Source organism: Streptomyces tirandamycinicus, assembly GCF_003097515.1.
In the GTDB taxonomy this organism is placed as follows: Bacteria; Actinomycetota; Actinomycetes; order Streptomycetales; family Streptomycetaceae; genus Streptomyces; species Streptomyces tirandamycinicus.
This window is the reverse complement of record NZ_CP029188.1, coordinates 785,665-799,458: the sequence shown is the minus strand read 5'-3', so window position 1 is coordinate 799,458 and position 13,794 is coordinate 785,665. Positions and strand designations below refer to the sequence as shown.

The following is a 13,794-nucleotide window of genomic DNA, read 5'->3' as shown; positions in this document are numbered from 1 at the left end:
AGGGTGGACGGAGGCGCCCGCTCCGCCGGGCGGTGCACCGCGTTCGCGCGCATAGTGCGGGTATGAGGCCGCCCCGTACGGTGATGCTGCTTCTCGCCGGCGCGCTCGTCGCCGCGAGCCCCGCCACGGCGGCCGCCCCCGGACAGGCCGCCGGAACCGGCCCGCCGTGCGCCGCCTCGCCGCCGCCCGGCGGCGGCGAGGCGCGGAAGGCACTGGACGTCGCCCGGCAGGCCAAGGCCGAGCAGCACCTCAACTCGGTGCTGGTACGCGTCACCAGGGACGGCGAGGAGGTCCTCACGGCCGCCCTCGGGCAGTCGATGACCGGGGTCCCCGCCCGGCCCGCTATGCACTTCCGCGCGGGCTCGGTCGCCATCGTCTACCTGGGGATCGTCCTGCTGCAGCTGGTGGACGAGCGGAAGGCCCGGCTCGACGACCCCCTCTCCCGCTGGCTGCCCGACGCCCCGCACGCCCGCGAGATCACCCTGCGCATGCTCGGCGCCTCCACCTCGGGCCTCCGCGACTACGTCACCGACCCGAAGTTCCTCGCCGCGCTGGAGGCGGCCCCGTTCCGGCACTGGACGCCGGAGGAACTGCTCGCCTACCCGGCCGCCCACCCCCTCTGGTACGAGCCGGGCACCGGCTGGAGCTACTCGCACGCCAACTTCGTGCTGCTCGGCGCCGCCCTGGAGAAGATCAGCGGCACACCGCTCGACGAACTGCTGCGGCAGCGCGTCATGGACCCGCTCGGCCTCGCCGCCACCCGCGACCGGTCCACCCCCGAGATCCCGCAGCCGGTGCTGCACGCCTTCACCAAGGAGCGGGGCCCCTACGAGGAGTCCACCTTCTGGAACCCGTCCTGGACCACCGCGCCGGGCGCGGTCCTCACCACCCACATCTGCGACCTGGCGCGCTCGGCGGAGGCGGTCGGAACGGGCGAACTGCTGTCGCCCGCCGCGTTCCGGACCCAGCTCGACCCGGGCACGGTCGGACTCGGCGGCGGGACGAAGACCTGCCCGGCCACGGTGTGCCTGAAGAACACCGAGGCCGAGCACTTCGGGCTCGGCGTGCTGGTCATGAACGGCTGGATCCTGACCAACCCGTCGTTCTCCGGGTACGCGGCCGTCCAGGCCTATCTCCCCGCCGAACGGCTCGCGATCGCCGTCGCGACGACCAAGGGCAAGGACACCCCGGAGGGCAACACCGCCCAGACGATCATGAACGGGATCGCCGAGGCGCTCGCTCCCGGGCACCCGGCGCCCGGGGGCGGCTGACCGCGGGGCGCCGGTGACGGTCCGGCGGCGGTGCCGGAGGCCGCGTCGGCCCCTGGCTCAGCCCATCCCGAGCTGCGCCCTGCCCACCCGGTCGACCGCCTCCTTGTCGCCCTCGACCTCCACCTGCGCCGCGTCCTGCCGGCCGAAGGCGTACATGGTCAGCTCACCGGGCTCACCGGTCACCGTCACCACCGGCGCACCGCGGTGCGCCACCGCCGTCTGCCCGTTGGGACGCCGCAGCACCAGCCCCACCGGCGCCTTGCGGCCCAGCAGCCGGGCAGATCTCTCCAGCCGGGCCCAGAGCGCGTCCGCGAAGACCGGGTCCAGCTCCCGCGGCGTCCAGCCGGACTGCGCCCGCCGCACGTCCTCGGCGTGCACATAGAACTCGACCGTGTTCGACGCCTCGTCCACCTGCTTGATCGCGAACGGCGACATCTTCGGCGGTCCGGTGCGGATCAGCCGGATCAGCTCCTCGTACGGCTTCGCGGCGAACTCGGCCTGCACCCGGTCCAGCCGGCTCTTCAGGGGCCCCAGCACGATCCCCGCGGCCTCCGCGCGCCGCTCGCGCACCACGACGTGCGCCGCGAGATCCCGGGTGCTCCACCCCTCGCACAGCGTCGGGGCGTCCGGGCCCGCCGCCTCCAGCAGGTCGGCGAGCAGAAGTCGTTCACGCTTCGCATGGGTCGACATGGCGGCCAGCCTACGACCGGCGCACCGCGTCCGCCCAGTGGACGCACCCCGGTCACGGCCCCGCCGGCGCGGCACAATGGCGGCATGACCAGCACTCCCAGCGCACTCGACCCCGCCATCGCCGCCCGCCTCAAGCGCAGCGCCGACGGCCTGGTCCCGGCCATCGCCCAGCAGTACGACACCGGTGAGGTGCTGATGCTGGGCTGGATGGACGACGAGGCACTGCACCGCACCCTCACCACCGGGCGCGCCACCTACTGGTCCCGCAGCCGCCGGGAGTACTGGGTCAAGGGCGACACCTCCGGCCACGTCCAGCACGTGAAGGCCGTCGCCCTCGACTGCGACGCCGACACCGTCCTCGTGAAGGTCGACCAGATCGGCGCCGCCTGCCACACCGGCGACCGCACCTGCTTCGACGCCGACGTCCTCCCCCTGGGCCGGTAGGGTCGTACGCCATGGATCTCGAGACCTTCCGCAAGCTGGCGGCCGACCGCCGTGTCGTCCCCGTCAGCCGGCGCCTCCTCGCGGACGGCGACACACCGGTCGGGCTCTACCGCAAGCTCGCCGGCGAGCGTCCCGGCACCTTCCTCCTCGAGTCCGCCGACGGCGGCACCTCGCACACCGTGGGCGGTGGGGGAGGGGGCTCCTGGTCCCGGTACTCCTTCGTCGGCGTACGGTCCGCCGCCGCCCTCACCGTCCGCGACGGGGAGGCGCACTGGCTCGGCACCCCGCCGGTCGGCGTCCCCACGGCGGGCGACCCGCTGGCGGCCCTCCGGGCGACCGTCCAGGCGCTCCACACCCCCCGGCAGGACCTCGACGAGGGCATGCCGCCGTTCACCGGGGGCATGGTCGGCTACCTCGGGTACGACATCGTGCGGCGGCTGGAGCGGATCGGCGAGCACGGCCGGGACGACCTGCGGCTCCCCGAGCTGACCATGCTGCTCACGTCCGACCTCGCCGTCCTCGACCACTGGGACGGCTCCGTGCTGCTGATCGCCAACGCGATCAACCACAACGACCTGGACACCGGCGTCGACGAGGCGTACGCGGACGCCGTCGCCCGCCTCGACGCCATGGAGGCGGATCTGGCCCGGCCGCTCGAGAGCCGGCCGCACGCGCTCCCGCCCTCCGAGCTGCCCCCGTACACCGGCCCGATGTGGAGCGGCGAGGAGTTCCGGGCGGCCGTGGAGGACGTCAAGGAGCGCATCCGCGCCGGCGAGGCCTTCCAGGTCGTGCCGTCGCAGCGGTTCGAGACCCCGTGCGAGGCGAGCGCCCTCGACGTCTACCGGGTGCTCCGGGCCACCAACCCCAGCCCGTACATGTACCTGCTGCGCTTCCCCCACGAGGACGGCGGTTTCGACGTCGTCGGCTCCAGCCCGGAGGCACTGGTCAAGGTCGAGGACGGGCGCGCCATGCTGCACCCCATCGCCGGCACCCGGCCGCGCGGCGCGACCCCGCGCGAGGACCAGGCGCTCGCCGAGGAGCTGCTCGCCGACCCCAAGGAGCGCGCCGAGCACCTCATGCTCGTCGACCTGGGACGCAACGACCTGGGCCGGGTCTGCGAGCCAGGCTCCGTCGAGGTCGTCGACTTCATGTCGATCGAGCGCTACTCGCACGTCATGCACATCGTCTCCACCGTGACCGGCCGGGTCGCCGAGGGGCGCACCGCCTTCGACGTGCTCACCGCCTGCTTCCCCGCGGGCACGCTCTCCGGCGCCCCCAAGCCCCGAGCCATGCAGATCATCGAGGAGCTGGAGCCCTCGCGGCGCGGGCTGTACGGCGGGGCCGTCGGCTACCTCGACTTCGCCGGCGACTCCGACACCGCCATCGCCATCCGCACCGCGCTGCTCCGCGACGGCACCGCCCATGTGCAGGCCGGGGCGGGGATCGTCGCCGACTCGGACCCGGTCGCCGAGGACGCCGAGTGCCGCAACAAGGCGGCGGCGGTGCTGCGTGCCGTGCACACCGCGAACCGGCTCCACGACGGCGGGACGCGTAAGGGATAGTGGGGGCGTGACTGCCGTACCCGTACCCCACTCCGGCGCCGAGACCGAGCGGACGGCCCCTGCGGCCGCGCGCGGCCGGCGCAGCCTCGCGGCGGCCCTGCTCCTCGGTGCCGCCGGCGCCGCCGTGGTGCTGCTGGCCTCCGGGCAGACCTGGGCCGAGGGCACGGCCGCCGTCGGAGCCGGCAGCGTGCCGCTCCAGGCCGACGGCCGTGGCGTCACCGGGCTCCCGGCGGCGCTCGCCGTCGTGGGACTCGCCGCCCTCGTCGCCGTCTTCGCGGTCCGCCGCGCGGGCCGTGTGACCGTCTCGGCGCTGCTCGCGCTGAGCGGGGCCGGAGCCGCGGCCGCCGCCTTCCTCGGCGCCTCCGACAGCGCGGCGCTCGACGAGAGGGCCCGGCGGACCACGGGCGACACGGCCGCGGCCGCCGACGGCCTCACCCACACGGTCTGGCCGTACGTCACCGGTGCGGGCGGACTGCTGATCCTGGCCGCCGGGCTGCTCGCCCTGCGGTACGGCGCCTCATGGCCCGCCATGTCCGGGCGCTACGAGCGCGAGGGCGGTGCCCCTCGCGGAGGCCGCCGCCCGGCCGCCGACCCCGACCGGCCCGAGGAGCTGTGGAAGGCCCTCGACCGTGGTGAGGACCCCACCGGCGACCGGTGAGGGGCGAGGACCCCACCCGTACCGGTGAGGCGGCGAAGACTTCACCGGTGACCGGTGACCGGTGACCGGCGACCGGCGAGGACCTCACCCGGACCGGCGGGATGCCGGGAGTCCCCACCCGTCGCCTGAGACGCCGGGGAACCACCCCGCCGCCCGGCGAGGACCCCACCGGTGACCGGTGAGGCGTTCGCCCCGCGATCAGTGACGACCCCCACGTCCCGGCAGCCCCACCGGTACGGGACAATGGGGCGGGACCATCCGACCCACCCCCCCCAGCGCAACACCAACGAGGAGCACTTCATGGCGGGCAGCAGCCACGGACACACCCCGGCCGCCTGGACCGGCGTCACCATCTCCTTCATCGGCTTCTGCATCTCGGGAGTCTTCATGGTGGCCGCAAACCCGCTCGGGTTCTGGGCCGGCATGGCCGTGGTCGTCGCCGGCGGGGTCGTCGGCGTCGCCATGAAGGCCGCCGGCCTCGGCCAGAAGGAGACGGCCGCGGCCGTCCCGGCCGCCACCCCGGCCGCGCAGCCGGTGGCGGCCGAGGCCACGGCCTCCTGACCGCCGGGTCCCCCGCCACGGCGCGGCCCGGCGAGCCCGGGCTGCGCCGCCGCACCCCACCGGGGACAATCGCGGGGTGGAAGCCATGAACCGCGGGGTGGAGGCGCGAGCCGCCACCCCCGTACCGGGACCGTCCCCCACCGCCGCGGCGGGACCCGAGCCCGCGCCGGCGGACCCGCCCGGGCACCACCACCGGGGGCCGGCCCCGCCACCCCCGCACCGCCCCCCGCCGCCGTACCGCAGGCTCGCCGCGCCGCTGGCCGCGATGGCCGCCGTCGCCGGGGCCTTCGCCTACGTCGGCGCCGTCGACCCGAACGAGCCCGGCCACTACCCCGTCTGCCCGCTGCTGCGGTTCACCGGGATCTACTGCCCCGGCTGCGGCGGGCTGCGCAGCGCCCACGCGTTCGTCCACGGCGAGCTGGGCACCGCCCTCGGCGCCAACGCGCTCGCCGTCGCCGGCTTCCTGCTCTTCGCCGTGTTCTGGGCCGTCTGGCTCGTGCGCGCCGCCGCGGCGAAACCGGTGCGGATCACCCTCGGACCCGGCTGGTGGTGGGGTCTCGGCGCGATCCTGGCCGTCTTCACGATTGTCCGGAACCTGCCGTTCGGCTCGGGGCTCGTGCCCTGATCCGCGCACCGTCCTGAAAGCCGGATCCACGAAGGAACCCCAGGTGGATCCGGGGAAGAAGTCCCAGCCAGTGGGATCGGCGTCAACCGGATGCGGAGCCTTCGCCCGCATCCGGATACCATCGGGATTGCCGACAGTGATCCATCCTCAACCTCCCGGAAGGGGGCCGCTCGCGTGAGTGTGCTCGACGAGATCATCGAAGGCGTGCGCGCCGACCTTGCGGAGCGGCAGGCGCGCGTCAGCCTCGACGAGCTCAAGGAGCGTGCGGCCAAGGGGCCCCAGGCCAAGGACGGTGTCGCCGCGCTGCGCGGCGACGGCGTCAAGGTCATCTGCGAGGTGAAGCGCTCCAGCCCGTCCAAGGGCGCGCTCGCCGCCATCGCCGACCCCGCCGGGCTGGCCGCCGACTACGAGGCGGGCGGCGCGGCCGTCATCTCCGTCCTCACCGAGCAGCGCCGGTTCGGCGGCTCGCTGCAGGACATGGAAGCCGTACGGGCCCGGGTGGACGTGCCGGTGCTCCGCAAGGACTTCATCGTCACGTCGTACCAGCTGTGGGAGGCCCGTGCGTACGGTGCCGACCTGGTCCTGCTGATCGTCGCCGCGCTCGACCAGCAGGCCCTCGTCTCCCTGATCGAGCGCGCCGAGTCCATCGGGCTCACCCCGCTCGTCGAGGTCCACGACGAGGACGAGGTCGAGCGGGCCGTGGACGCCGGAGCCAAGATCATCGGGGTCAACGCGCGCGATCTCCGGACCCTCGAGGTGGACCGGTCCACCTTCGAGCGGGTCGCCCCCGAGATTCCCGCGGGAGTCGTCAAGATCGCCGAGTCCGGCATCCGCGGTCCGCACGACCTGATCGCCTACGCCAACGCCGGCGCCGACGCGGTGCTGGTCGGGGAGTCCCTGGTCACCGGCCGGGACCCGAAGTCCGCCGTGGCCGATCTGGTCGCCGCCGGCGCCCACCCGGCACTGCGGCAGGGCAGGGACTGACCCGCTCCATGACCGCCGTCGCCCGCCCCGCGCCCAGCGCCACCGCCCCCGGCCTCCACCGGCCGGGCCGGGCGGCCGCGGGCGCCTGCGCACCGCACGCCCCGCTGGCGCGCGGCTGCCGTCCCCGCGGCTGCCGCGCCCCGGCCCGGCGGGTGCACGGACGACGGGTCAGGTACGTCATCGGGGACGAGCCCGGCCAGGTCAACGGCATGCGATGGCGCCGCTGAGCGATCCGCTCGGCACCGCACGTCATCACCCCTTTCTCTTCGGCTCATACGCACACGAGGAGCTCTGGCATGCCCAGTCAATACTTCGTTCCCGACCCCGAGGGCCGGGTGCCCGACGCCGCCGGCTACTTCGGCGACTTCGGGGGCACGTTCATTCCCGAGGCGCTCGTCGCCGCGGTCGACGAGGTGGCCGTCGAGTACGACAAGGCCAAGTCCGACCCGGCCTTCGCCGCCGAACTCGACGACCTGCTCGTCCACTACACCGGCCGGCCCAGCGCCCTGACCGAGGTGCCCCGCTTCGCCGGGCACGCGGGCGGCGCGCGGATCTTCCTCAAGCGCGAGGACCTCAACCACACCGGCTCACACAAGATCAACAATGTGCTGGGCCAGGCGCTGCTCACCCGGCGCATGGGCAAGACCCGCGTCATCGCCGAGACCGGCGCCGGCCAGCACGGCGTGGCCACCGCCACCGCCTGCGCCCTCTTCGGCCTCGACTGCACCATCTACATGGGCGAGATCGACACCGAGCGCCAGGCGCTCAACGTCGCCCGGATGCGCATGCTCGGCGCCGAGGTCGTGCCGGTGAAGTCCGGCAGCCGCACCCTGAAGGACGCCATCAACGAGGCGTTCCGCGACTGGGTCGCCAACGTCGACCGCACCCACTACCTCTTCGGCACGGTCGCCGGCCCGCACCCCTTCCCGGCCATGGTCCGCGACTTCCACCGGGTCATCGGCGTCGAGGCCCGGCGCCAGATCCTGGAGCGCACGGGCCGCCTCCCGGACGCCGCCGTCGCCTGCGTCGGCGGCGGCTCGAACGCCATCGGCCTGTTCCACGCCTTCATCCCGGACGAGGGCGTGCGCCTGGTGGGCTGCGAGCCCGCGGGCCACGGCGTCGAGACCGGCGAGCACGCGGCCACCCTGACCGCCGGCGAGCCGGGCATCCTGCACGGCTCGCGCAGCTACGTCCTCCAGGACGACGAGGGCCAGATCACCGAGCCGTACTCGATCTCGGCCGGCCTGGACTACCCGGGCATCGGCCCCGAGCACGCGTACCTCAAGGACACCGGACGCGGCGAGTACCGCGCGGTGACCGACGCCGCCGCCATGCGGGCACTGCGGCTGCTCTCCCGCACGGAGGGCATCATCCCGGCCATCGAGTCCGCGCACGCCCTGGCCGGCGCACTCGAACTCGGCGCGGAACTCGGCGAGGACGGACTGATCCTGGTCAATCTGTCCGGCCGGGGCGACAAGGACATGGACACCGCCGCCCGCTACTTCGGGCTGTACGACGCCGACGGCGGCGCCGCGACCGACGCCTCGGTGGAGGCGGACGCCGCGGGCGACGTCGCGGAGATCGAGGGGGACGCCAAGTGAGCGGCAACATCCGACTGCTGAGCGACACCCTCGCGCGGGCGAAGTCCGAGGACCGGGCCGCGCTGATCGCCTACCTCCCGGCCGGTTTCCCCACCGTGGACGGCGGCATCGAGGCGATCAAGGCCGTCCTCGACGGCGGCGCCGACATCGTGGAGGTCGGCCTGCCGCACAGCGACCCGGTGCTCGACGGGCCGGTCATCCAGACCGCCGACGACATCGCGCTGCGCGGCGGCGTCAGGATCGCGGACGTGCTGCGCACCGTCCGGGAAGCGCACACGGCCACGGGCAAGCCGGTGCTCGTGATGACCTACTGGAACCCGATCGACCGGTACGGCGTCGAGCGCTTCACCGCCGAACTCGCCGAGGCGGGCGGCGCCGGCTGCATCCTGCCGGACCTGCCCGTCCAGGAGTCCGCGGTGTGGCGCGAGCACGCGCGGAAGCACGAACTCGCCACCGTGTTCGTGGTCGCGCCCAGCAGCCGGGACGCGCGGCTCGCCGAGATCACCGCGGCGGGCTCGGGCTTCGTGTACGCCGCCTCGCTGATGGGCGTCACCGGCACCCGTGAGTCCGTCGGGGCCCAGGCCCAGGACCTGGTGCGGCGCACCCGGGCCACCGCCGCCGGCCGCGGGCTCCCGGTGTGCGTCGGGCTGGGTGTCTCCAACGCCGAGCAGGCCGCCGAGGTCGCGGGCTTCGCCGACGGTGTGATCGTCGGCTCGGCCTTCGTCAAGCGGCTGCTCGACGCCGGCGACCAGGCGGCCGGGATCGCGGCGGTGCGGGCGCTGGCCGGCGAACTCGCGGAGGGTGTCCGCAAGCGGTGACCGGCGGGGGCCGCCCGCCGGCGGAACGAGCCATCTGACCGGCCGGCTCACCCGTACGGGTGGACATGGGACCGGGGAGGCGCATGGGCGCCTCCCCGGTTCGTTGCTGTGGTCGTGAGCGAGAACAACCATGACGGAATGCGGGCCGCGCGCGAGCGGCTCAAGCGCGAACGCGAGCTGCAGAAGACCCGTGACAAGCGGCGGCGCCTGCTGATCGTGTCCGCCGCGGTGGTCGGCGTGCTGGGCCTGGCCGCGGTGGTCGGCGTGATCGCGGCGGGCGGCGGCGGGAAGGACCAGGGCTCCACCGCGGGCGGCCCGGTGGTCGCGCCGAGCGGAGCCCAGGGCGAGGACGCCCTCGCGCTCCCGGCGGGCGCCGCCGGCGCGCCGTCCACGCTCACGATCTGGGAGGACTTCCGCTGCCCCGCCTGTGCCCAGTTCGAGAACGTGATGAGGGACACCATCCACGAGCTGACCGACTCGGGCCAGCTCAAGGTCAGGTACCACCTCGCGACGATCATCGACGGCGGCATGGGCGGCAACGGCTCGCGCCGGGCGGCCAACGCCGCCGCGTGTGCGCAGGACGCCGGGAAGTTCGTGGAGTACCACGACGTGCTGTTCCAGAACCAGCCTCCGGAGAGCGAGGACGCCTTCGGCGACGACAAGCGGCTGATCGAGCTGGCGGGCAAGGTGCCGGGCCTGGTCACCCCCGCGTTCACCGAGTGCGTGGAGTCCGGCAGGCACGACGCCTGGGTGGAGAAGTCCGATCAGGCCTTCGAGGAGAAGAACTTCCGGGGCACCCCGACGGTGCTCCTCAACGGCGAGTCCGTGTTCCCGCAGAAGGACGGCGAGCAGATGAGCCCCGAGAACCTGCGGAAGTGGGTCGCCGAGGCCAACCAGGGCAAGAAGCCGCGCACGGGGCAGCCCAGCCCGGCCGCCTCCTGACACGGAAGCAGCCGCGTGGGCCGTCGCGGCTGCCCGGCCGGGTACGCACAGGGGCCGGCCCGCCCCGCGCGTTCCCCGGGGCGGCCGCGCGGGCCCAGGTGCGGGCCCAGGTGCGGGCCCAGGTGCGGGGGTGGCCGCGCGGGCCCGTGGCCGGCGGCCGCGTCGGCACGGACCGGCCCTCGTGCGGGCCCATGGGTGAAGGCCGTGGGCCACGGGGGCTCGTTATGCAGACGTTGCGCGGTCGGTTGCCGTGCCCCTGGCCCGGCAGGGTAGCGTCGGACCTGCCATGGACCTTGCCTACATCCCCAGCCCGTCCACCGGTGTCGTCCACCTCGGACCGCTTCCGCTGCGCGGCTACGCCTTCTGCATCATCATCGGTGTCTTCGTGGCCGTCTGGTACGGCAACAGGCGCTGGATCGCCCGCGGCGGCAAAGCCGGCACGGTGGCGGACATCGCCGTGTGGGCCGTCCCCTTCGGCCTCGTCGGCGGCCGCCTGTACCACGTGATCACCGACTACCAGCTGTACTTCGGCGAGGGCCGGAACTGGGTCGACGCGTTCAAGATCTGGGAGGGCGGCCTCGGCATCTGGGGCGCCATCGCGCTCGGCGCGGTCGGTGCGTGGATCGGCTGCCGCCGCCGGGGCATCCCGCTGCCCGCGTACGCCGACGCCATCGCGCCCGCCATCGCCTTCGCGCAGGCGATCGGCCGCTGGGGCAACTGGTTCAACCAGGAGCTGTACGGCAAGCCGACGGACCTGCCGTGGGCCCTCGAGATCAGCGAGGGCGTGAACCGGGAGGCCGGCCTCTACCACCCGACGTTCCTCTACGAGTCGCTGTGGTGCGTCGGTACGGCGCTGCTGGTGATCTGGGCGGACCGCCGCTTCCGGCTCGGCCATGGCAGGGCGTTCGCGCTGTACGTCGCCGCGTACTGCGCCGGCCGGGCCTGGATCGAGTACATGCGCGTCGACGAGGCGCACCACATCCTCGGCCTGCGGCTGAACGTCTGGACGGCGATGCTGGTCTTCGTCCTGGCCGTGGTCTACATCGTGGTCTCCGCCCGGCTCCGCCCGGGCCGCGAGGAGGTCGTCGAGCCTGCGGCCGTGCGGCAGGGCGGGAACGGCGAGAAGGGCGAGAACGGCGAGAAGGACGGTGACAAGGGCGAGGACGGCATCGCGGGCACGGAGGGCGACGCGGACTCCGCCTCCCTCGCCGCCTCCGCATCCGCCTCCGCCGGGACTCCCGGCTCCGGGGCGCCGTCACCGGGCAAGGACGCCGAGGGCGACCCCGCCGACTCCGGGTCCGCCGGCAGAAGCTGATCGGGAGCCCGGACCGCGCACACCGAGTGATGCCCCGGGGCCGCCCGCCGTCATGGCCGGGCGGCCCCGGGGCGTTGCGGCTTCCGGCGCCGCGCCGCACCGGCTGCCCGCGGCCCGGTCTGCACCGGTCGGCCGGTGCGGAGGCGGGGCGTGTCACTCGCCACGCGCGTGTCACTCGCCCCGCGCGGGTCACCCGCCGTCGCGCCCGGCGAGGGAGAGCGTGCGGTGGGCCGCGGCGACGACGGCCGCGTCCACGAAGCGGCCGTCGGGGAGGGCCAGGGCGCCCGCGTCGGTCGCCGCCGCCTTGACGATCTCCTCGGCCGCCTCCACCTCCTCCGTGCTGGGCAGGTAGGCGCGCTCGATCACCGGGAGCTGCCGGGGGTGGATGGCGGCCCTGCCGAGGAACCCCAGGGAGCGGCCGTGGGCGCAGGACGCCGCCAAGCCGTCCAGATCGCGGATGTCGGGGAACACCGACTGCGTCGGCGGGGGCAGACCCGCCGCGCGGGCGGCGACGACGACCCGGCTGCGCGGCCAGTCCAGTCCGGTGTCGTTGCGTACCCCCAGGTCCGCCCGGAGATCCGCCTCGCCGAGCGCGATGCCGCGCACCGCGGGGTCGGCGGTCGCGATGGCGAAGGCGTGCTCCACCCCGCCCGCCGATTCCAGCAGCGCGTACAGCGCCGTGCCGGGTGCCAGCCTCGCCGGGACCCGGATGTCGGTGGCGCGTGTCACCTTGGGGATGCGCAGAGCCGCCAGGCCCGGCAGGGGGGCCAGCGGGACGATGTCCCGTTCCGCGTGGATGCGGACGTGGACCGGCACGGGCTGGGGGGACGAGAGCAGTTCGGCGGTGGCCGCGAGGGCGTACGCCTTGCGGTGCGGCGCGACCGCGTCCTCGAGGTCGACGATCACGATGTCCGCGCCGGAGGAGAGCGCCTTGTGGACCACCTCGGGGCGGTCGCCGGGCGCGTACAGCCAGGTGAGCGGGGTCACAGCACGCCTTCCGCACGCAGGCCGGCGATCCTGCCGGGGGTGAGCCCGAGTTCGCCGAGCACGGCGTCGGTGTCCGCTCCGTGCGGCCGGCCGGCCCAGCGGATACCGCCGGGGGTCTCGGAGAGGCGGAAGAGGACGTTCTGCATACGGATCGGTCCGAGTTCCGGATCGGGAACCTCGGTGACACTGTCGAGCGCCCGGTACTGAGGGTCGGCCATCACGTCCCGTACGTCGTAGACGGGGGCGACCGCGGCCTCGGCCTTGTCGAAGGCGGCGACCACCTCGTCCTGGGTGTGGCGGGCGATCCAGGCGCCCACGGCCTCGTCGAGCAGGTCGGCGTGCTCCGCCCGGCCGCTGCCCGAGGCGAACCACGGCTCGGAGGTCAGCTCCGGACGGCCGACGAGCCGCATCACGCGTTCGGCCACGGACTGCGCGGAGGTGGAGACGGCGAGCCAGCTGCCGTCGGCCGCGCGGTAGGTGTTGCGCGGGGCGTTGTTGCGGGAGCGGTTGCCGGTGCGCGGCTGGACGTAGCCGAGCTGGTCGTACCAGATGGGCTGCGGTCCGAGCACGGTGAGGATGGGCTCGATGATGGCCATGTCGACGACCTGGCCGCGACCGGTGGCGGCACGGGCGGTGAGCGCGGTCATCACGGCGTAGGAGGTGGCGAGAGCCGCGATGGAGTCGGCGAGGCCGAACGGCGGCAGGGTGGGCGGGCCGTCCGGTTCGCCGGTGAGCGCGGCGAACCCGCTCATGGCCTCGGCGAGGGTGCCGAAGCCGGGCCGGTGGCAGTACGGGCCGAACTGGCCGAAGCCGGTGACCCTGGCCAGCACCAGCCGGGGACTGGCGGCGCTCAGCTCCTCCCAGCCGAGCCGCCACCGCTCCAGCGTGCCGGGGCGGAAGTTCTCGACGACGACGTCCGCGGTGGCGGCGAGCCGCAGAAACGTCTCGCGGCCGCCCGGGGTGGACAGGTCGAGCGTGATGGTCCGCTTGTTGCGGCCGAGCAGTTTCCACCACAGCCCGACGCCGTCCTTGCCGGGTCCGTGGCCGCGCGACGGGTCGGGTTTGCGGGGGTGCTCCACCTTGATCACATCGGCGCCGAAGTCGCCGAGCATCGTCGCGGCGAGCGGCCCGGCGAAGAGGGTGGCCAGGTCGAGGACGCGCAGCCCGGTGAGCGGTCCGCAGGCGGCGGGCGCACCGAGGGGCGCACCAGGGGCCGCACCGGTGGGCGCACCGGGAGGCGCACCGTGAGGCACGGACTGGCGGGCGGAGACGTCGGCGGCGTCGGCGGCGTCGGGGTCGTGCATGGGGGCTCCTTGCGAGTCTCCTGCGGGCCGTG

The 13,794-nt window shown here is 74.5% G+C and carries 15 protein-coding genes; 12 read left to right on the top strand and 3 right to left on the bottom strand.

Features of this window, described 5'->3' with window-relative positions; all coding sequences use genetic code 11:
- The first annotated feature begins 62 nt into the window (after positions 1–62).
- Positions 63–1,271: a serine hydrolase domain-containing protein gene (locus DDW44_RS03485; RefSeq protein WP_244223954.1), complete on the top strand. Its 1,209-nt coding sequence runs from the start codon at positions 63–65 to the stop codon at positions 1,269–1,271.
- 57 nt (positions 1,272–1,328) lie between these two features.
- On the opposite strand, the gene DDW44_RS03480 is transcribed toward DDW44_RS03485, so the two are convergent.
- Positions 1,329–1,961 (bottom strand): TIGR03085 family metal-binding protein, encoded by a 633-nt coding sequence (locus DDW44_RS03480; protein WP_017947483.1) that lies wholly within the window; start codon positions 1,959–1,961, stop codon positions 1,329–1,331.
- Positions 1,962–2,045: 84 nt separating this feature from the next.
- Here DDW44_RS03480 and hisI point away from each other — a divergent pair, with 84 nt between their 5' ends.
- The 11 genes from hisI to lgt all read left to right on the top strand — a co-directional run bounded on the left by hisI (position 2,046) and on the right by lgt (position 11,471).
- Entirely contained in the window at positions 2,046–2,405 is a 360-nt protein-coding gene (gene hisI / locus DDW44_RS03475; protein WP_017947484.1) for a phosphoribosyl-AMP cyclohydrolase, read from the top strand.
- A gap of 11 nt (positions 2,406–2,416) precedes the next feature.
- A complete protein-coding gene (locus DDW44_RS03470; RefSeq protein WP_108905492.1) occupies positions 2,417–3,967 on the top strand; it encodes an anthranilate synthase component I in 1,551 nt (516 codons plus the stop codon).
- 7 nt (positions 3,968–3,974) lie between these two features.
- On the top strand, positions 3,975–4,625 hold the full coding sequence (locus DDW44_RS03465) for a TIGR02234 family membrane protein (protein WP_108905491.1): 651 nt from the start codon (positions 3,975–3,977) through the stop codon (positions 4,623–4,625).
- A gap of 300 nt (positions 4,626–4,925) precedes the next feature.
- A complete protein-coding gene (locus tag DDW44_RS03460) occupies positions 4,926–5,186 on the top strand; it encodes an HGxxPAAW family protein (RefSeq protein ID WP_017947487.1) in 261 nt (86 codons plus the stop codon).
- Between the two features lie 85 nt (positions 5,187–5,271).
- Positions 5,272–5,811 carry a DUF2752 domain-containing protein gene (locus DDW44_RS03455; protein ID WP_108905490.1) on the top strand — a complete coding sequence of 180 codons (540 nt, stop codon included), beginning with the start codon at positions 5,272–5,274 and terminating at the stop codon, positions 5,809–5,811.
- Positions 5,812–5,985: 174 nt separating this feature from the next.
- Complete coding sequence (trpC, locus tag DDW44_RS03450) at positions 5,986–6,795, top strand: indole-3-glycerol phosphate synthase TrpC (protein WP_078509204.1); 810 nt, start codon at positions 5,986–5,988, stop codon at positions 6,793–6,795.
- A gap of 8 nt (positions 6,796–6,803) precedes the next feature.
- On the top strand, positions 6,804–7,022 hold the full coding sequence (trpM, locus tag DDW44_RS03445; protein ID WP_017947490.1) for a tryptophan biosynthesis modulator TrpM: 219 nt from the start codon (positions 6,804–6,806) through the stop codon (positions 7,020–7,022).
- 69 nt (positions 7,023–7,091) lie between these two features.
- On the top strand, positions 7,092–8,396 hold the full coding sequence (gene trpB, locus DDW44_RS03440; RefSeq protein ID WP_108905489.1) for a tryptophan synthase subunit beta: 1,305 nt from the start codon (positions 7,092–7,094) through the stop codon (positions 8,394–8,396).
- On the top strand, positions 8,393–9,214 hold the full coding sequence (trpA, locus tag DDW44_RS03435; RefSeq protein ID WP_108905488.1) for a tryptophan synthase subunit alpha: 822 nt from the start codon (positions 8,393–8,395) through the stop codon (positions 9,212–9,214). The genes trpB and trpA overlap by 4 nt, the downstream gene beginning before the upstream one ends.
- Positions 9,215–9,352: 138 nt before the next feature.
- Complete coding sequence (locus DDW44_RS03430; protein WP_411354564.1) at positions 9,353–10,156, top strand: DsbA family protein; 804 nt, start codon at positions 9,353–9,355, stop codon at positions 10,154–10,156.
- 286 nt (positions 10,157–10,442) lie between these two features.
- A complete protein-coding gene (gene lgt, locus DDW44_RS03425; RefSeq protein ID WP_108905486.1) occupies positions 10,443–11,471 on the top strand; it encodes a prolipoprotein diacylglyceryl transferase in 1,029 nt (342 codons plus the stop codon).
- A 189-nt stretch (positions 11,472–11,660) separates the two neighbouring features.
- Here lgt and DDW44_RS03420 read toward each other — a convergent pair whose 3' ends face one another.
- Both DDW44_RS03420 and DDW44_RS03415 read right to left on the bottom strand, forming a co-directional pair.
- Entirely contained in the window at positions 11,661–12,458 is a 798-nt protein-coding gene (locus DDW44_RS03420; protein WP_017947495.1) for an HpcH/HpaI aldolase/citrate lyase family protein, read from the bottom strand.
- The gene (locus DDW44_RS03415) at positions 12,455–13,762 is read right to left on the bottom strand and encodes a CaiB/BaiF CoA transferase family protein (RefSeq protein WP_208647929.1); all 1,308 of its coding nucleotides are present in this window, start codon (positions 13,760–13,762) and stop codon (positions 12,455–12,457) included. The genes DDW44_RS03420 and DDW44_RS03415 overlap by 4 nt, the downstream gene beginning before the upstream one ends.
- Between the last annotated feature and the right edge of the window lie 32 nt (positions 13,763–13,794).